15 protein-coding genes are annotated in these 16,673 nt (G+C 58.8%); 6 read left to right on the top strand and 9 right to left on the bottom strand.

Annotated elements, in window-relative coordinates; genetic code table 11:
- Positions 1 to 74 precede the first annotated feature (74 nt).
- Together ACJ8HB_RS03720 and ACJ8HB_RS03715 are read left to right on the top strand one after the other, a co-directional pair.
- On the top strand, positions 75 to 2,636 hold the full coding sequence (locus tag ACJ8HB_RS03720) for a fimbria/pilus outer membrane usher protein (protein ID WP_047568554.1): 2,562 nt from the start codon (positions 75 to 77) through the stop codon (positions 2,634 to 2,636).
- Positions 2,633 to 3,670, top strand: coding sequence for a fimbrial protein (locus tag ACJ8HB_RS03715; RefSeq protein ID WP_047568552.1), 1,038 nt, complete (start codon positions 2,633 to 2,635; stop codon positions 3,668 to 3,670). Before ACJ8HB_RS03720 ends, ACJ8HB_RS03715 begins: the two co-directional genes overlap by 4 nt.
- 58 nt (positions 3,671 to 3,728) lie before the next feature.
- On the opposite strand, the gene ACJ8HB_RS03710 is transcribed toward ACJ8HB_RS03715, so the two are convergent.
- The 5 genes from ACJ8HB_RS03710 to ACJ8HB_RS03690 all read right to left on the bottom strand — a co-directional run bounded on the left by ACJ8HB_RS03710 (position 3,729) and on the right by ACJ8HB_RS03690 (position 9,460).
- Positions 3,729 to 4,187 carry a helix-turn-helix domain-containing protein gene (locus tag ACJ8HB_RS03710; protein WP_033646824.1) on the bottom strand — a complete coding sequence of 153 codons (459 nt, stop codon included), beginning with the start codon at positions 4,185 to 4,187 and terminating at the stop codon, positions 3,729 to 3,731.
- A 206-nt stretch (positions 4,188 to 4,393) separates the two neighbouring features.
- On the bottom strand, positions 4,394 to 5,974 hold the full coding sequence (locus tag ACJ8HB_RS03705) for a malate:quinone oxidoreductase (protein WP_033637693.1): 1,581 nt from the start codon (positions 5,972 to 5,974) through the stop codon (positions 4,394 to 4,396).
- A 461-nt stretch (positions 5,975 to 6,435) separates the two neighbouring features.
- Entirely contained in the window at positions 6,436 to 7,863 is a 1,428-nt protein-coding gene (gene phoA / locus ACJ8HB_RS03700) for an alkaline phosphatase (RefSeq protein WP_094859710.1), read from the bottom strand.
- A gap of 131 nt (positions 7,864 to 7,994) precedes the next feature.
- Positions 7,995 to 8,702, bottom strand: coding sequence for a glutathione S-transferase N-terminal domain-containing protein (locus ACJ8HB_RS03695; RefSeq protein ID WP_033637695.1), 708 nt, complete (start codon positions 8,700 to 8,702; stop codon positions 7,995 to 7,997).
- A gap of 74 nt (positions 8,703 to 8,776) precedes the next feature.
- Positions 8,777 to 9,460, bottom strand: coding sequence for an ArsR/SmtB family transcription factor (locus tag ACJ8HB_RS03690; RefSeq protein ID WP_049213458.1), 684 nt, complete (start codon positions 9,458 to 9,460; stop codon positions 8,777 to 8,779).
- Positions 9,461 to 9,639: 179 nt separating this feature from the next.
- Between ACJ8HB_RS03690 and ACJ8HB_RS03685 the strand changes: the two genes are divergently transcribed.
- Positions 9,640 to 9,987: an antibiotic biosynthesis monooxygenase family protein gene (locus tag ACJ8HB_RS03685; protein WP_047568545.1), complete on the top strand. Its 348-nt coding sequence runs from the start codon at positions 9,640 to 9,642 to the stop codon at positions 9,985 to 9,987.
- 31 nt (positions 9,988 to 10,018) lie between these two features.
- Here the strand turns inward: ACJ8HB_RS03685 and ACJ8HB_RS03680 are convergent, their stop codons facing one another.
- Complete coding sequence (locus ACJ8HB_RS03680) at positions 10,019 to 10,750, bottom strand: isochorismatase family protein (RefSeq protein WP_033637699.1); 732 nt, start codon at positions 10,748 to 10,750, stop codon at positions 10,019 to 10,021.
- Positions 10,751 to 10,882: 132 nt separating this feature from the next.
- Here ACJ8HB_RS03680 and ACJ8HB_RS03675 point away from each other — a divergent pair, with 132 nt between their 5' ends.
- Together ACJ8HB_RS03675 and ACJ8HB_RS03670 are read left to right on the top strand one after the other, a co-directional pair.
- On the top strand, positions 10,883 to 11,779 hold the full coding sequence (locus ACJ8HB_RS03675; protein WP_033637701.1) for a LysR family transcriptional regulator: 897 nt from the start codon (positions 10,883 to 10,885) through the stop codon (positions 11,777 to 11,779).
- 168 nt (positions 11,780 to 11,947) lie between these two features.
- Positions 11,948 to 12,433 (top strand): AAA family ATPase, encoded by a 486-nt coding sequence (locus ACJ8HB_RS03670; RefSeq protein ID WP_047568540.1) that lies wholly within the window; start codon positions 11,948 to 11,950, stop codon positions 12,431 to 12,433.
- Positions 12,434 to 12,548: 115 nt separating this feature from the next.
- On the opposite strand, the gene cynS is transcribed toward ACJ8HB_RS03670, so the two are convergent.
- The gene (gene cynS, locus ACJ8HB_RS03665; RefSeq protein ID WP_033637703.1) at positions 12,549 to 13,019 is read right to left on the bottom strand and encodes a cyanase; all 471 of its coding nucleotides are present in this window, start codon (positions 13,017 to 13,019) and stop codon (positions 12,549 to 12,551) included.
- A 19-nt stretch (positions 13,020 to 13,038) separates the two neighbouring features.
- Positions 13,039 to 13,692, bottom strand: a complete 654-nt coding sequence (locus tag ACJ8HB_RS03660) for a carbonic anhydrase (protein WP_047568538.1) — start codon at positions 13,690 to 13,692, stop codon at positions 13,039 to 13,041.
- A gap of 114 nt (positions 13,693 to 13,806) precedes the next feature.
- On the opposite strand from ACJ8HB_RS03660, the gene cynR reads away from it, so the two are divergent.
- Positions 13,807 to 14,706: a transcriptional regulator CynR gene (gene cynR / locus ACJ8HB_RS03655; RefSeq protein ID WP_047568536.1), complete on the top strand. Its 900-nt coding sequence runs from the start codon at positions 13,807 to 13,809 to the stop codon at positions 14,704 to 14,706.
- Between the two features lie 22 nt (positions 14,707 to 14,728).
- Here cynR and ACJ8HB_RS03650 read toward each other — a convergent pair whose 3' ends face one another.
- Positions 14,729 to 16,033 carry an MFS transporter gene (locus ACJ8HB_RS03650; RefSeq protein ID WP_047568534.1) on the bottom strand — a complete coding sequence of 435 codons (1,305 nt, stop codon included), beginning with the start codon at positions 16,031 to 16,033 and terminating at the stop codon, positions 14,729 to 14,731.
- Positions 16,034 to 16,673: the final 640 nt, after the last annotated feature.

Raw genomic sequence — 16,673 nt, 5'->3', positions numbered from 1 at the left:
TCTTGGAACAGAGCCTCAGGCCCAGAGCAATTTATTTCAGAGGGCGAGCTTAATTTGGTAAAGGAATGCTTTATATGAAAGAGTTACCTATCTCTGCAGCTGTTAAAATGGCGCTGTCCAATTATAAATCGATTCTGCTGTTAACCGGTAGCGCGCTCTGTCTGGCGGCCCCTGCGGCGTCCTGGGCGGAGGGGGTTGCCGATAGCAAAAAGCCGGCAGCACCGGTTGAAGCGACTTTTAACAGCAGCTTCCTGATTGGGGAAGCGCAGGGCGTGGATCTTTCACGCTTCCGTGATGGTAACCCGATCTTGGCGGGAAAATATTCGCTCGACGTGTATGTGAACGGCGAGTGGAAAGGCAAAAAAAGTATCGACTTTAAAAACGTGCCGGGGAAAAACAGCGCCGATACCTGTTTTAGCTTACTGTCGTTGGATGAGTTCGGTGTGGATACCGCCACAATGAGCGGGGATCCTGCCGTTAATACCGAGACGTGCAAAACGCTGGCTCAATGGGTGCCGGAAGCCTATTACCGCTTGGACACCAGTACGCTGCGCATGGATATCAGCATCCCTCAGGCGGCGCTGCGCCGCAGCGCTCGCGGTTATGTCGATCCGCGCTTCTGGGATCGCGGTATTACCGCCGGCAGCCTGTCGTATAACTTCAATGCGTTCAATACCCACAGCTCTGCCAACGGCAGCAACTCCGATTCAACTAATGCATATTTAACGTTGAATGCCGGGTTGAACGTGGCGGGTTGGCAGCTGCGTCACGATTCCAACGTGAACTGGCGTTCTAACGACAGCACCCATTGGCAAAACACCGCAACTTACGCGCAGCGGGCAATGCCGTCTATCCGCGGCATGCTGACGTTGGGCGACAGTTACACCAGCGGTGATTTCTTCAACTCCATCGGTTTTCGCGGCGTGCAGATCGCCACGGACGATCGCATGCTGCCTGATTCATTGAACGGGTATGCGCCGGTTGTGCGTGGCGTCGCGCAAAGCAACGCCCTGGTGGAAGTGCGTCAGAATAACCAGCTGATCTACCAAACTACCGTCGCTCCGGGCGAGTTCATCATCAACGATCTCTACCCTACGGGTTACGGCGGCGATCTGAATGTCACCATTAACGAGGCCGACGGCAGCAAACGCCAGTTCAGCGTTCCCTATGCTTCGGTAGCGCAGATGCTTCGTCCAGGTATTCAGCGTTATGCCATCACTGCGGGGCGAGTACGCGATGATAATTTAAGCAAGGAACCCGACATGTTCCAGGCGACTTATCAGCGCGGTTTTACCAACATTCTTACGGGATACACAGGCGGGATCGTCAGCGATGGCTATGGCGCAGTGCTGGTGGGCAGCGCGGTCGCGACACCGGTTGGCGCATTTGCGCTGGACGTCACGCAGTCCAATACCCGCTTGAAGCAGGGCGACCAATCAGGCCAGAGCTATAAGCTCAGCTATAGCAAGTTGATGACCGAAACCAACACCAACTTCACGATCGCCGCTTATCGCTATTCGACTTCCGGCTACCTCTCTTTGCAGGATGCCGTCTACTCCCGTGACAATGAGCGCAAGGGTTTGAGCGCAGATGCGGTTAACCGCCAGCGTAGCGAATACCAACTGACGCTGAACCAAGGGCTGGGCGACAATTACGGTTCCTTGTACATCACCGGTTCGGTACGCGATTACTGGAACCGTGGCGGGAGCACCAAGCAGTACCAGGTGGGCTATAACAACTATTATGGTCGCGTGACCTATGGCCTTTCCGCCATGCGTACCTCGGATATGTATAACCGAGATGAGACTCGTTATTACCTGACACTGTCGATTCCATTCAGCGTCGGTTCGCAAACCCTGAGCCTGAACAGTTCACTGGGCTACACCGACAACGGTTACGACAGCAGCCGCGTGGGCATGAATGGTTCAACCGGCGAAGACAACAACATCAGCTATAGCGCTACGTTAGCCAACGATCGCACTGGCGGCACCAACAGCAGCGTGAGCGGTGAATACCGTAGCCGTTTCGCCACGATGAACGGGTCCTACAGCTATGGTAAAGATTACCGTCAGTCGTCGATCGGCGCATCGGGCAGCGTGGTTGCCCATAGCGGCGGCGTCACGCTGACACCGCAACGCGGACAGACCATGGTGCTGGTGGAAGCGCCAGACGCCGCCGGCGCGATTGTGACCAACTCGCCAGGCGTTCGTATCGATGACAACGGTTATGCTGTGGTTCCTTATGTTGCACCATATCGCATGACGAGCGTAACGCTCGATCCGAGCGGCATGTCGCGCGATGTTGAATTGGAAAGTAGCAGCCAACAGGTTGCGCCATATGCCGGCGCGGTTGCCCGGCTGGAATTCAAAACAACGAAAGGCCAAGCATTGATCATTCATGCGCTCGGCCCTGATGGCAACGCGCTGCCGTTTGGTGCTGAAGTGCTGGATACCCGTAATCAGGTGGTCGGCATTGTTGGGCAGGGCAGTCGTATCTACTTGCGTACCGAAGCTAAGAAAGGTTTGTTGCAGATTAAGTGGGGCACACAGCCAACGCAGCAGTGCTCTGTCAGCTATAGCGCCAAGGCGCAAAGCAATAATCCTGACTACGAAATTATTGAAGCGAGTTGCAAATGATAAAGTTTACGCGTGTTCCACCGCTGAATAAAGCGTCAGCGAAATGCCTGATGCTGCTCGGACTGCTGATGGCGGGCGGCCAGAGCGCTTACGCCGCCTGTTACGTTAATAATGGCTACAAGGCGCAGGTGATCAACATGAAGCTTGGGCGCGTGCTGGTTACGCCAAGCAGCCAGGTTGGAGACACCTTGGTCACCGGTCAGTTCGCGATTAACCCGGTCTCCGGTTATGGTCGTTGTTATAACGGCGGTAGCGCGATTGGGCAGATCCTCCAGGGCAGCCGGACCAGCTTCAGCAATGTCTGGAGCACCAATATTCCAGGTATCGGGATTCGTTTATACCGTGAAGCGGGGACAATAAGTACTTATTATCCCCACACGTTGGCATTACGGGGTAATACAACCGTCAACCTGAATGGCGGTTACTTTAAGATCGACATTGTGAAAACCGCCGCGCAAACCGGCACTGGCCAACTGGTCCCAGGCAAGTACACGACTTACTATATGGATGGTTCCGGTCAGGGGTTGCCGATGCTGGAATCGATCGTCGACGCCAACAGCCTGACGATCGTGACGTCGACTTGCAACGTGGACAGCGGTTCTAAGAACAAGGTGGTTAATCTGGATACCGTCACTGCAGCTTCGTTTGGCGGCGTAGGTTCAACACAGGGTGAAAAAGCATTTGATATCAATATCAATTGCGTTGGCGGCGTTGGCGAGGATCTGTTGCCAGGCAGTGCGGGACAAGGGATCGTCAATGTGCGTTTTGACTATACGCAGGATGCTTCCAATGCACCTGGGGTGATCAAATCCGAGCCTGGCGCCAACACAGCATCCGGTGTTGCCGTCCAGCTGTTGACCGGCAATACGACCCAGCCGATCAAGAATGGCGATGCGGTCAATGCCGGACGTACAATTCCCAACCAGGCCAATACCTTAACGCTGCCGCTGAAGGCACGCTACTATCGTACCGGTTCGACGATTAAAGGCGGCAATATCAAGTCGACCGCCACCTTTACCATCGAGTACAACTAAGTCGCGTTCCGACGAAAAAGCCAATGGGGTTTATCCATTGGCTTTTTTGCGTTATCGCTTAACGCAGCCCCATCCAAGTGGTGCAAACGCCTTCCGGCGGTTTGCCAGCGTACCAGCGGGGCAGCGTGGGGGCATCATGGCGCGGCTCGGCCTCCACTTCCACCGGCTGCGCCGGCCATTCCGCCACGTCCCAGCGGGTGGTGCGGCGATACACCGCCGGGGTTTTGCCGAACTGTTTCTTGAAGGCGCGTGAGAACGAAGGCTGAGAATCGAAATGGTATTGCAGGGCGATATCCAGGATCGGGCGCGGGGTTGAGCGCAGCGCCTGCGCCGCCTGCGACAGGCGCCGCTCGCGGATATAGCTGCCGAGCGCGTGGCCGGTGGTGCTGCGGAACATGCGCTGCAGGTGCCATTTGGAGTAGCCCGACTTGGCGGCGACGTTATCCAGCAGCAGCGGCTGGTCCAGATGAGTTTCAATCCAGTCTAGTAAATCGTGAATGATATTGACGCGATCCATGGTTTTAGTTCTCCCGCAAAAACGACATTCAGGTCACAGTGACTTAGCTTAATTATCCAAGAATATACTTTGATAATAGGCGCGAGTGCGCCGTTACGCAAGGGTAAACCGGGGAGAAAAAGGTGACCAAAAATGCTCTTTGAATCGCAGGGGGATAAAAGAAAGGCCGCATAAAGCGGCCTTTCCAGCAGGAAACGAGTGGAAAATCAGTTGGTTTCCGGTTTCACTTCAATGTAGTTCAGACCCAGCACGCTGCTGGTGTAGCCGCGGATCTTGTTGGTCATCTCGATATCGCCGTTCAGCTTGTGGCCGTAGGACGGGATGATCTCTTTCAGTTTGCTCTGCCATTCCGGCGTCGCCACTTTGTCTTTGAACACGGTTTCCATCAGGTGCAGCATGATCGGTGCAGCGGTGGAAGCGCCCGGTGACGCGCCCAGCAGAGCGGCGATGCTGCCGTCTTCAGAGCTGACGACTTCGGTGCCGAACTGCAGCACGCCGCCTTTATCCGCGTCTTTCTTGATGATCTGCACGCGCTGGCCTGCGGTCCACAGCTTCCAGTCTTCCTGCTTGGCGTCCGGGAAGTACTCTTTCAGCGCGGCGAAGCGATCGTCGTCGTTCATCATCAGCTGGCCGACCAGGTATTTCACCAGATCGAAGTTATCCAGACCGACGTGGGTCATCGGCATCAGGTTCGAGGTGCTCAGCGAGTGCAGCAGATCGAACAGCGAACCGTTCTTCAGGAACTTGCTGGAGAAGGTGGCGAATGGCCCGAACAGCAGCACGCGCTTGCCGTCCAGCATGCGGGTATCCAGGTGCGGCACGGACATCGGCGGCGAACCTACGCTGGCCAGGCCATACACTTTGGCCAGGTGCTGGTTGGCGATCGCCGGGTTGGTGGTGACCAGGAACTGGCCGCCGACCGGGAAGCCGCCGTAGCCGTCGGCTTCAGGGATGCCGGATTTCTGCAGCAGGGTCAGGGAGGCGCCGCCTGCGCCGATGAATACGAACTTGGCATTAACGGTGGTTTCTTTACCGTCGCGGTTCAGATCGGCAACGGTCACGCTCCAGGTCTGATCGGCGTTGCGCTTGATGTCGCGCACTTCGTGGCTCAGGTTCAGCTTGAACTTGTCGCTGGTGCTCAGCGCGTCAACCAGCTGATGGGTGATCACGCCGAAGTTGACGTCGGTACCCAGCGGCATACGGGTCGCGGCGATTTTCTGCGCCGGATCGCGGCCGTTCATCACCAGCGGCGCCCACTGTTTGATTTGCGCAGGATCTTCGGAGTATTCCATGCCGCGGAACAGGGTGCTGTGCTGCAGCGCCGCGTAGCGTTTACGCAGGAAGTTGACGTTGTCGTCGCCCCACACGAAGCTCATGTGCGGCACGCTGTTAATGAAGGATTTCGGATCTTTCAGGACATTATTTTTCACCTGATAAGACCAGAACTGGCGAGAGATTTCGAAAGACTCGTTGACCTTCACCGCCTTGCTGATGTCGATGGTGCCATCGGCTTTTTCCGGCGTGTAGTTCATTTCGCTGAAGGCGGAGTGGCCGGTGCCGGCGTTGTTCCAGCCGTTGGAGCTCTCTTCCGCCACGCCGTTCATGCGCTCGTACATGTCGATGGTCCAGGTCGGCTCCAGCTCATGCAGATAGGTGCCCAAGGTGGCGCTCATGATGCCGCCGCCGATCAACACCACGTCGACGGTTTTATTCTTCTCTTCAGCCGCCGCCTGCTGCGTAACGCTAAACAGGCTGAGACTGAAAATCAGGACGAGTAATTTTCTCATTGAATTAAATCTCTTGTGTGTAAATTCTACTCATTGCAGGTGAAAGAATTTAGCGGGAGTTACCCTGGAAAATAGTGAAGCCGACCGCCCGGTGTGTGCCGATAGGCAGCGATAATGCCTTTTTGTTAATAGGGTTTTTAACGAAAAGTGAACTATTGCAGGCCGTCCGGATGCAAATTGATCGGTTCACGTTACTGGCGGGGTATTATTGTTTGCGAGAATGTTAAAAACTACTTTTGTAACTAAAAAAAATGAATATAAGCAAAAATAGGCCGGTTCCTGTCGCAGGAATAAACAGAGAGGGGAGTAAGGCCATATAACCGCGTTATTTTCAGGGGTTAATTGTCGCGTAATTAAACGTTATTTCGTTATCACACAATAATTGCGGTTAAATTACAAATACGCATCGGTAACCAATAATAAACGGCCGCCGTTGCGGGCGGCCAGGATTCACAAGGCGGTTACTTGATGCCCATCGCATCGCGCATGGTGAAGAACAGATCGGTCTGATCGGTCAATCCCACCACGTTGGCGGCGTGCGGGCCGTAGGCCGCGACGCGCAATTGGGTGCCGGTGTGCCCCTGCGACTCTTCTTCCGAGTTGCCGTAGCTGAGGGTCATCGGCGCGCCGTCTTTGGTGGTCAGTGTCTGGGTCAGGCCCGGCGCTTTGGCGTCGGCGGCGACGATCTGGCTGGAGTGCGCGTGGTCGGCGGTGACGATCACCAGCGTGTTGCCGTCGGCGCGGGCGAAGGCCAGCGCTTTTTGCACCGCCTCGTCCAGATCGACGGTCTCACCAATCTGCCCGCACGGGTTGGCGGCGTGATCCTGCTTATCGATCGACGCGCCCTCTACCTGCAGGAAGAAGCCGTTCGGGTTGTCTTTCAGCAGCGCGATCGCTTTTTCGGTCATCGCCGCCAGCGTTGGTGTGGCCGCGGTGCGCGCCGGGTTGTTTTCGCAGGTCACCGCCGGTTTGTCGAGGTTGCCGTGATAGCTGGCTTTCGGCCCCAGCCAGCGCACCGGCATGTTGCCGTCGGCGAACAGGCCCAGCAGCGGTTTTTGCTGATTGGCCAGGGTAACGGCCTGCAGTTCATCCGCGTTGCTCACCCACTGATAACCTTGCACCGCCGCTTGATCTTTCAGCGATTTTCCTTGCCATTCGCCGCTTTTCGCCAGTTGGTTGAAGGATTTCGCGCCGCCCCCCAGCGTGACGTCGGCACGGGTTTTCAGCAACTGCTCGGTGATGGAACCGCGGCCGCCGTTTTCCAGCGCGTTAGCGGCGCATTTCTCGCTGGTTTCCTCCGGGCCGTAGCATTTGCGCGAGGTAACGTGCGACACCAGCGCCGCCGGCGTGGCGTCCTGCAGTTCGGCGGTGGAGACGTTGCCGGTGGCCTTGCCGGCCGCCTTGGCGATCTCCAGCAGCGTCGGCTGGTCTTTGCCGTTCACGTCCACGCCGAGCGCGCCGTTATAGGTTTTCACCCCGGTGGCCCAGGCGGTGGCGGAAGCGGCGGAGTCGGTCACGTAATCCGGTTTGTGGGTTTTCTTGTCCAGCGAGTAGTGGGTGTATTGCCCGGTCAGCGGCAGGGCGTCGATGCCCTTGAAGTAACCGCCTGCGCCCTCGGCATAGTTACGCGCGGCGGTGATCTCGGAATCCCCCATGCCGTCGCCAATCAGCAGGATCACGTTTTTCACCGTTTTGTCCGACAGCGACGCCTTCAGCGCGGCGGTCTGATCGCCGGCCAGACGACGGGCGCCGCCCGGTTCGGTGAGGGTGCCGCGCGCGGCGCGCTCGGTCAGGCCATCGGCATTGGCCGAGTTTTCTGCCGCGATGGCGGAGGAACAGAGCAGGGCGGACAGCACGGCGCCGGCGATCAGGGATACAGCAGGTTGCATGGGGCAAGCTCCTTGTCGTAATACAACAATGTAAATAACATCAAATTGTTACGTAAGGAGAGTAGAGCAGAGGGATGACAATTTTATGACAGCGGAAGGCGGGACGGCCCGGCGGCCATCCCGTTTGACGATCAGGCCGCGCGCGCCGGTATAGTGAGCCCACGCTGCACCGCCGGCCGCGCCAGACCGCGCTCTAGCCACTGCGCGACGCGGGGGAAACTGTCGAACTCCACCAGCTCGCGCGCCTCATAGAAACCGATCAGGTTGCGCACCCAGCCCAGCAGCGAGATATCGGCGATGGTGTAGTCCGCGCCCATGATCCAGTCGCGGCCTTCCAGGCGCGTTTCCAGCACGCCGAGCAGGCGTTTCGATTCGTTTTTGTAGCGCTCCAGCGGCCGCTTATCTTCATACTCGCGCCCGGCGAATTTGTGGAAGAAACCGAGCTGGCCGAACATCGGGCCGACGGCGGCCATCTGGAAGAACACCCACTGAATGGTTTCGTAACGCTGCGCTGGATCCTGCGGCAGGAAACGGCCGCTCTTTTCCGCCAGGTAGAGCAGAATGGCGCCGGATTCGAACAGCGGCAGCGGCCGGCCGCCGGGGCCGTCGGGATCGATGATCGACGGGATCTTGCCGTTCGGGTTCAGCGCCAGGAATTCCGGCGTCCAGGTTTCGTTGTTGCCGATGTCGATCAGGTGCGCCTCATAGGGCAGGCCGATCTCTTCCAGCATGATGGACACTTTGACGCCGTTCGGCGTCGGCAGGGAATAGAGCTGCAGCCTTTCAGGATGCTGAGCCGGCCAGCGTTTGACGATCGGGAATTGGGTGGAATCGAGCATGGAAACTCCTCGGGTTGGCGGGGTGGCCTAAGCGTACCCCTTGAGTATTGCAGTAAAACTACCCCGCCGCCGGGTTACACCGTGAGCTCAAAATGTGCTGCCAGCGCTTTTTTACCTGCAGGGGTCAGCTGCAACTCGCGGCTGTCGAGCCGACGGACGATCCAGCCGCGGTGGATAAAGGCGGCCAACAGCGCGGCGCCCAGCGCGCCGCCGAGGTGAGAGCGGCGTTCGCTCCAGTCCAGGCAGCCGCAGGCGAAGCGGCGGCGGGTGGGGGCGGGGGAGCAATCGACGCCCAGCCGCGCCAGCGCGGCCTGACCGGCGTCGCTTAAGCGGTAGTCTTCCTCACCGCTCAGCCAGTTCAGCGCATGCAGCCGATCGTGCAGTTTCACCGCCACCTCGCCCGCCATATGGTCGTAGCAGGTGCGGGCATATTGCAGCGTGGTGGGCGTGCTGCTTTTCACCGACGGGCGCGGTACGCCTGCCAGCGCCATCAGGCCTTCCAGCGCTTCGGCCACCGGCTGACCGGCCAGCCGAAAATAGCGGTAGCGCCCCTGTTTGACGCAGGCGATCAGCCGCTGCTCCAGCAGTTTCGCCAGATGTGCGCTGGCGGTGGACGGGGCGACCTCGACCGCAGCGCTGAGCTCGGTGGCGGTGTAGGCGCGCCCATCCATCAACAGGCACAGCATGCGCGCCCGGGTGCGGTCGGCGATGGCGGCGCTCAGCGCCGCCAAACGATCTTCTAGGTCGATGTTATGCATACTTCGAGGTTAGACGAAGTATGACTGCGCGTCCATTGCTAACCTGTGGCTGTCGCATTCTGGTGCTGTGCGTCTGTGTTCGCTGGATATTGATGAGCGGGCGTTGAAATCGATGCAGTGGCGCCCTTCCTACAATCAATGCGCGCGTACCTGAGTTTTACCGTTGAGAGGAGACGATAATGATCGCCGTGATTTTTGAACTGCAGGCCGCCGACGGGCAGCGTGATACCTATCTGGCGTTGGCGGCGGAGCTGAAGCCGCTGCTGGCGCAGATCGACGGATTCATCTCCATCGAGCGCTTTCAAAGCCTGGCCGATCCTGCGCGCCTGCTGTCGCTCTCCTTCTGGCGCGACGAGGCGGCGGTGCAGCAGTGGCGCAATCTCGAGCAGCACCGGGCGGCGCAGGCGCGCGGCCGTGGCGAGGTGTTGGTGCAGTATCGGCTGCGGGTGGCGGAGGTGGTGCGGGACTACGGGCTGGAGAGACGCGAACAGGCGCCGCAGGATAGCCGTTGTTATCACCGTACCTGAAGAAAGCCCGCCGCCGGCGGGCTTTCGTCCGTTATTTCGCTTCGCTGCCCACCTTCATTGCCCCGGCGTAGCTGGCGCCCATCCCCCAGGCGGCGCCGTGGTCGCGGGCGATCTGCAATACGCCTCCCGCCGTGGCTTTGCGGCTCCAGTCCTGCTGCCATTCCAGCATCAACGCCACCCAGTTGATGGGCGTGGCGCCCGCCTGTACCAAACGCTGCATGGCGTTGTTTTGGCTGTCTGGCGTAATGTCGCCGGTGACGTCCGACAGAATATAAACCTCATAACCCTCGCCCAGGGCGGATAGCGCCGGCAGCATCACGCAGCTGGCGGTCCACAGCCCGCCGATGATGATTTTCTTGCGGCCGGATTGTTTGATCAGATCCACCACGCGCCGATCCTGCCAGACGTTGATGGCGGTGCGGTCGTATACCTGCAGGTCCGGGCGTGCCTGCGTCACCTGCTGGAATACCGGCCCGGCAAAGCTTTTGGCGTTGGCCGAGGCCAGAATGGTCGGCACGTTGAACACCTTGGCGGCCTTGGCGATGCCGGCGGCGTTATTGACCAGGTTGGTTTGATCGATAGAGGAAATGGTCATGCCGAACATGTCCTGCAGATCGACCAACAGCAACAGGCTGTTCTCGGCGGTCAGCGGCTGCACATAACCCGCCTGGCGGCTGTCGGCGGCGGGGGATTGCGCCAGCGCGGCGACGGGGGCGGCGGCGGCGCTCAGGCCGAGCATCAGGGCGAACAGGGTCTTTTTCATTATTAACTCCATGATTATCAGTAGATTAAATTCACCTCTCACTCAGGGAGGCGGTTGAATAAAGTCTACTGAGGTTGTTGAAGTTAATAATCTGTGTTTTATTGAATTTATAATTAACCATCAGGATATAATATGGACGTGCTACTGACGATGCGCGCCTTTCGTCGCGTGGTTGAGCGCAACAGTTTTTATAAGGCGGCGGAGGATCTGGCGATCACGCCGGCGGCGTTGAGCAAGCAGATTAAGCAGTTGGAAAATCGGTTGGGTACGCTGTTGCTGGTGCGCACTACCCGTAGCATGAGCCTGACCGAAGCCGGGCAGCTCTATTACCAGGAAGCCTGTCGGTTGCTCGGCGAGTTCGACGCGCTGGAGCAGACGGTTGCCGCCAGCGCGCAGCAGGTCTCCGGCACGCTGCGGGTCAATGCGCCGCTTTCGTTCGGCCTGACGGTGTTGTCGCCGCTGCTGCCGCCGTTTATGCAACGTTACCCGCAGCTGCAGGTGGAGCTGACGTTGGACGACAGGGTATTGGACGTGGTGGCGGCCGGTTTCGATATTTCCTTGCGCATTCGCCGACGGCTGCCGGATTCTTCCCTCAGCGCCCGGGCGCTGGGTGAAGTGCACCAGCGAATTTGCGCCGCGCCCGGCTATTTGGCGCAGCACGGCGTGCCGCAAACGCCGAATGAATTGCAGCGACACAGCTGTCTGGCCTATTCCCTGGCGGAAAGGCCGGGGCAGTGGCAGTTCACCGCCGGCGAGGAGAGCCTGAGCGTGACGTTCACTCCCAGGTTGATCGCCAACAACAGCCTGATGCTGCGGGATATGCTGGTGGCGGGACTGGGTATCGGTTCGCTGCCGTCGTTCGTGGCGGATCCCGAAATCGCCGCCGGCAGGCTGGTGCGGCTGTTCCCTGAACAGATTGCCGACGTGCATCAGGTTTTCGCGGTTTACCCGACGCGCCGGCATGTGCAGCAGAAAGTGAGTTTATTCACCGAATTTGTGCGAGAACAGGGATTGATGACGGCGAATTGACAACGGCGCACGATTGTCATATTCATTAGCTATGAAAAAATCCTACCGCCCATTCGCGCAAATTATTATCACCCTTCTCCAAAGGGTGGGATAGCGCGTGTGTCGCCAATAAAAACCCGCCGGCAGGCGGGTTTTTTTATCCCCTTCCGGCAACGACCGGAGAACGTCATGAAAACCTACCCTGCAGTTTTACACCTGATGTGTGGCAAGGCCGGCGCAGGCAAATCGACGCTGGCGCAGCAACCGCAAACGCTGTTGCTGGTCGAAGATGCGTGGCTGGCGACGCTGTATGAGCAGGAGATGACCAGCCTGCAAGACTATGCGCGCTGTTCCGACCGGTTGCGGCGGGCGCTGGGCGGACACCTCGTTCAGTTGCTGCGCGGCGGCTGGTCCGTGGCGCTCGATTTCCCGATGAATACGCCGGACAGGCGGCGCTGGGCCAAAGCGTTGGCGGAGGAGGCCGGCGTTGCGCACTGTCTGCATTTTCTCGACGTCAGCCATGCGCAGTGCCTGAGCCGGATAACGCTGAGAAACGCGCGCGGCGAGCACCCGTTTACACTGAGCGAAGCGGAGTTTGAGCGCCTGGCGCAGTACTTTGTTCCCCCGGCGGAAGAGGAAGGGATGACAGTCTTGCGTTATGGCGAACAGGACTGAAAACCGGCGCCATGACGGCGCCGGCAACAGGGCTAGGCTTTGGCGTTAAACGCGTTGTGGAAGGCGACTTCCGCGCACGGCAGCGCGGCCTGGAAGGCGATGGCGCGGAAGTAGATTAGAAAGGCTTGGTCGGCAGGTATTTGCCGTCCAGGGTGATCACCGCGCGTTCGCCGCCTTCCGGATCGGCCACCTTCTTGATATCCAGCTTGAAGTTGATGGCGCTGATGATGCCGTCGCCGAACTGCTCGTGCACCAGCGCTTTCAGCGTGGAGCCGTAAACCTGCAGCATTTCATAGAAGCGATAAATGGTCGGATCGGTCGGCACGCCGCCGGGGATGCTGCCGCGCAACGGGATGGTTTGCAGCAGCTGTACCGCCTCTTCGTCCAGCCCGAGCTTGGCCGCCACGGTGCGTGCCGCTTGTTCCGGCAACGCATGCTGCCCCAGCAGCGCGGCGGTGACGAACGCCAGGCTGAGTCCGGTGCCCTCAGCCAGCGCGTCGAAAGTCAGGTTATGGCGGATCTTGGCGGCCATGATGGTGTCGGTGAGCGCTGCGCGCGGGGCGGCGTTGTGCAAAGAGTGTGTCATGTTAGCTCCTTTTGTTGACTTAAAAACGGGCGATCGCCGGGGTGGCGGTTACCTCGGGATGGGTGGCGAGCGGCACGAAGCGGCGGGTTTCGCCGTCCAGCGCGTCGATAGCGCCGCTGGCGATGTCATAGACCCAACCGTGCAGCGTCAGGCATCCCTGATCCAGCGCCAGGGCGACGGAAGGGTGCGTTTTGATGTTGTTGAGCTGGGCGATGACGTTTTCGCGCACCATCGATGCGACCCGCGCCTCGTTGGAAGCGTGCGGATAAGCCTGATTGACCGCCTTCGCGGAATCGGCGTAACGCAGCCAGCCGGCGACCGTCGGCAGGTGATCCAGACACTGGCAGGTGGCGATGGCGGTCATTGCGCCGCAGTCGGAATGGCCGCAGATCACGATATCTTCCACGCCCAGCGCGGCGACGGCGTACTCGACCGAGGCGGTAACCCCGCCGGGTTCGGGGCCGAAAGAAGGCACGATGTTGCCGGCATTGCGGATCACGAACAGATCGCCCGGCTCGCGCTGGGTGACCAGCTCCGGCACCAGGCGGCTGTCGGAACATGAGATAAACAGGGTGCGCGGGTTTTGGCGGGTCGCCAACTGCTGAAACAGCGCCGTGCGTTCAACAAAGGCTTCGCGCTGGAACTTCAGGAAGCCTTCAATCACCTCTTTCATCCGTTTCTCCATTGGGTGTCGTTATGCGATGGCGGCATGATGAACGCTTCTGGCTATAGGGTCTAAGACCCATTTATAATGCCAGCTATAGGTTTTACTAATAGCTGGGGCGTTATGCTGCTGCGACACATCCGTTATTTTCTGGCCGTTGCCGAACAGGGCAACTTCACCCGCGCCGCCGAATCGCTGCACGTCTCGCAACCGACGCTGTCGCAACAGATCAAGCAGCTGGAAGACACATTGGGAGCGCCGCTGTTCGATCGCAGCGGCAGAGCCGTGCGCCTGACCGACGCCGGTGAGGCGTGGATGCGCTATGCGCGCTTGGCGCTGCAGGATCTGGATGCCGGCGCGCGGGCGATCCATGACGTGGCGACGCTGGCGCGCGGCCATTTGCGGCTGGCGATGACCCCCACGTTCACCGCCTATCTGGTGGGGCCGGCGGTCGATGCCTTCTACCGCCGCTATCCGGGGATTACGCTGAGCATTGAAGAGATGGCGCAAGAGCGAATGGAGGCGCTGCTGGCGCAGGATAGGCTGGATCTGGGCATTGCCTTCGAGATGGCGCAGTCGGCGGAGGTGGAAGCGGCGCCGTTGTTCAATGAGTCGCTGGAGCTGATGGTCGGCGCCGATCATCCCTTGGCGTCTCATCGCCGGCCGCTGACGCTGGCGGAGTGGCAACATCTGCCGCTGGCCTTGCTGAGCGGCGACTTCGCCACGCGCCAGTTTATCGATCGCTACTGCACGCAGCTGGGTTTCCGGCCGCAGGTGGCGGTGGAGGCCAATGCGCTGGGCGCCATCGTCGAGATCGTGCGGCGCGGGCAGCTCGCCACGCTGCTGCCGGCCGCCATTGTGCGCGAGAACCGGCAGTTGAAAAAAGTGGCTTTGGCCAACGCCATGCCGGTGCGGCAGGCGGTATGGCTGCAGCGCAAAGGCGCTTACCGCAGCGCCGCCGCGCAGGCGTTTATTGCCCTCTTGCAGGAACAGGGCATTACGCCGGCGCCGGGCAGCCGATAGCCGCACGGCTCGGCAGCAGGCGCTATTCTTTATGACGCTCCCGGAACAGCAGAGTGGCGATCAGGCTGACGGTCAACATGCCGGTGACGTACCACGCCGGCGCCATCGGATTGCCGCTGACGTCCAGCAGCCAGGTGACGACCAACTGCGCCGAGCCGCCGAACAGCGTCACGCCAAAGGCGTAAATCATCGAGGTGCCGGTGGCGCGCACGTGGCGCGGCAGCGCCGAAACGATCAGCATGGTGCTGGCCAGCATGTTGATGCCCAGCGCGCCGATCAGCAGGATGCGGAAAACGATCGCCAGCCACAGGGTTTGCGTGGCGCTGAGGAACCAGAAGGTCGGGTAAATCAGGATCAACGCCGCAAAAATGGAGAACAGCAGCGGCCTTTTGTAGTTCTGCACCCGATCGACGTAACGGCCTGCGCAATAGACCGCGATGATCTGTACCACAGAGGCAATACAGCTGAACAGGTAGGCGGTCGGGCCGGCGATGTGATAGGTCTGCATCATGTAGGTCGGCATATACAGCAGCACCACGTAGACCATCACGGTGCCGGACATGATGATCAATACGCCCAGCAACAGATCTTTGGCATGATTGCTCACCAGATCCCATACCGGATTCAGCGGCGGCCGCGCGTGAGCCGGCGCCTCTCCACTGTAGGTCTCTTCCAGATGTTTGCGAATATAGATGCCGACGGGAATGATCAACAAACCGATGATGAACGGCACGCGCCAGCCCCAGGCATACAGTGCCTGCTCCGGCAGAAAATAGGTGAGCGCCAGGCCTAAAGAGGCGCCAAGCAGGGCGCTGATGCCCTGGCTTATCGCCTGCCAGCTGACGAAGAAGCCGCGTTGGTTGGCCCCTGCCGACTCCAGCAGCAGCGTGGTGGCCGAGCCCACTTCACCGCCGGCGGCAAACCCCTGAATCAGGCGGCCAACCACGATCAGCACCGGCGCCAGAACGCCGATTTGCGCATGGGTGGGCGCGAAGGCGATCAGCGCGGTGCCGACGCCCATCAGCACGATGGTCATCAGCATGGCGGCCTTGCGGCCGACCCGATCGGCATAGGCACCCAGCACCATGCTGCCCAGCGGGCGCATGATAAAGCCGACGCCGAACACCGCCACCGACATCAACAAGGAGCCGTAGGCGCTGTCGCTGGGAAAATAGAGTTTGCCGATAATGGCGGCAAAGAAGCTGTAGACGGTGAAGTCGAAAATCTCCAGGCCGTTGCCCAGGCTGGCGCCGACAATGACTTTGTAATTTACCGCGCCCTTCTGCGCCGTTTGGCTTTTGGGCAATGCGTTTTCAGCAGTGTTCATCGTTGTCTCTCGCGATAGGTGGACGGTGTGTTGTTATTATTTTCTGGCCGGGGTGGCGTTATCCGGGGCGGCGATAACCGAGCCCCGAAACGCCAACAAAACGGCAACGTCACGTTTACATATACTTGTATGTACAATCATATGCAATATGAGAGTAGTTAGCGGGATAACGGTGGTTTGATTTTCACATCTTTCTGTATTTAATTGTTTTTATTTGATTTTTTTTCAGCTGGAACGAATGTGCCATGTCGATTTAGTGAGCTGTAACGCATTAATCCTCTAAAAAACCTTGGTAATTAAGAAGGCGGTCACAAAATGTCGCGTATAGCAGAATGTGTGGCGATAGTCGGAAAAAACTAGAATTAAATAGAGACGTGTTGGCTGTATTAATGATTTTCATAAGGTGAACAGATACGATTTATTCGTGCCTGGGGCGGTTCTGGGGAGAATAAATGTCATTTTTAAGTTTAATTAATATATTTGGCGAATTGGTTTCAAATATTGTACGGCTTGCTGCGTGAAATCTCGCCGTGAATTTTATCGGTATTATTCAACCCAGCTATGACTCATCCGTCGTCACCGCTCAAAATGTCACCAAAACTTCCCGCGATCTCTTAACCCCGTTGTGGCATAATGCGCG

Source organism: Serratia sp. CY27727, from assembly GCF_052169275.1.
In the GTDB taxonomy this organism is placed as follows: Bacteria; Pseudomonadota; Gammaproteobacteria; order Enterobacterales; family Enterobacteriaceae; genus Serratia; species Serratia sarumanii.
Note: the sequence above shows the minus strand (reverse complement) of the source record. Positions and strands in the feature narration are given on the sequence as shown.

Coding starts and splice junctions, on each gene's coding strand:
- phoA (WP_094859710.1), bottom strand. CDS start 7,863: ATGCAACCTGCTGTATCCCTGATCGCCGGCGCCGTGCTGTCCGCCCTG.
- cynS (WP_033637703.1), bottom strand. CDS start 13,019: ATGACACACTCTTTGCACAACGCCGCCCCGCGCGCAGCGCTCACCGAC.
- ACJ8HB_RS03660 (WP_047568538.1), bottom strand. CDS start 13,692: ATGAAAGAGGTGATTGAAGGCTTCCTGAAGTTCCAGCGCGAAGCCTTT.
- ACJ8HB_RS03650 (WP_047568534.1), bottom strand. CDS start 16,033: ATGAACACTGCTGAAAACGCATTGCCCAAAAGCCAAACGGCGCAGAAG.
- ACJ8HB_RS03720 (WP_047568554.1), top strand. CDS start 75: ATGAAAGAGTTACCTATCTCTGCAGCTGTTAAAATGGCGCTGTCCAAT.
- ACJ8HB_RS03670 (WP_047568540.1), top strand. CDS start 11,948: ATGAAAACCTACCCTGCAGTTTTACACCTGATGTGTGGCAAGGCCGGC.
- ACJ8HB_RS03675 (WP_033637701.1), top strand. CDS start 10,883: ATGGACGTGCTACTGACGATGCGCGCCTTTCGTCGCGTGGTTGAGCGC.
- ACJ8HB_RS03695 (WP_033637695.1), bottom strand. CDS start 8,702: ATGCTCGATTCCACCCAATTCCCGATCGTCAAACGCTGGCCGGCTCAG.
- cynR (WP_047568536.1), top strand. CDS start 13,807: ATGCTGCTGCGACACATCCGTTATTTTCTGGCCGTTGCCGAACAGGGC.
- ACJ8HB_RS03685 (WP_047568545.1), top strand. CDS start 9,640: ATGATCGCCGTGATTTTTGAACTGCAGGCCGCCGACGGGCAGCGTGAT.
- ACJ8HB_RS03715 (WP_047568552.1), top strand. CDS start 2,633: ATGATAAAGTTTACGCGTGTTCCACCGCTGAATAAAGCGTCAGCGAAA.
- ACJ8HB_RS03680 (WP_033637699.1), bottom strand. CDS start 10,750: ATGAAAAAGACCCTGTTCGCCCTGATGCTCGGCCTGAGCGCCGCCGCC.
- ACJ8HB_RS03710 (WP_033646824.1), bottom strand. CDS start 4,187: ATGGATCGCGTCAATATCATTCACGATTTACTAGACTGGATTGAAACT.
- ACJ8HB_RS03705 (WP_033637693.1), bottom strand. CDS start 5,974: ATGAGAAAATTACTCGTCCTGATTTTCAGTCTCAGCCTGTTTAGCGTT.
- ACJ8HB_RS03690 (WP_049213458.1), bottom strand. CDS start 9,460: ATGCATAACATCGACCTAGAAGATCGTTTGGCGGCGCTGAGCGCCGCC.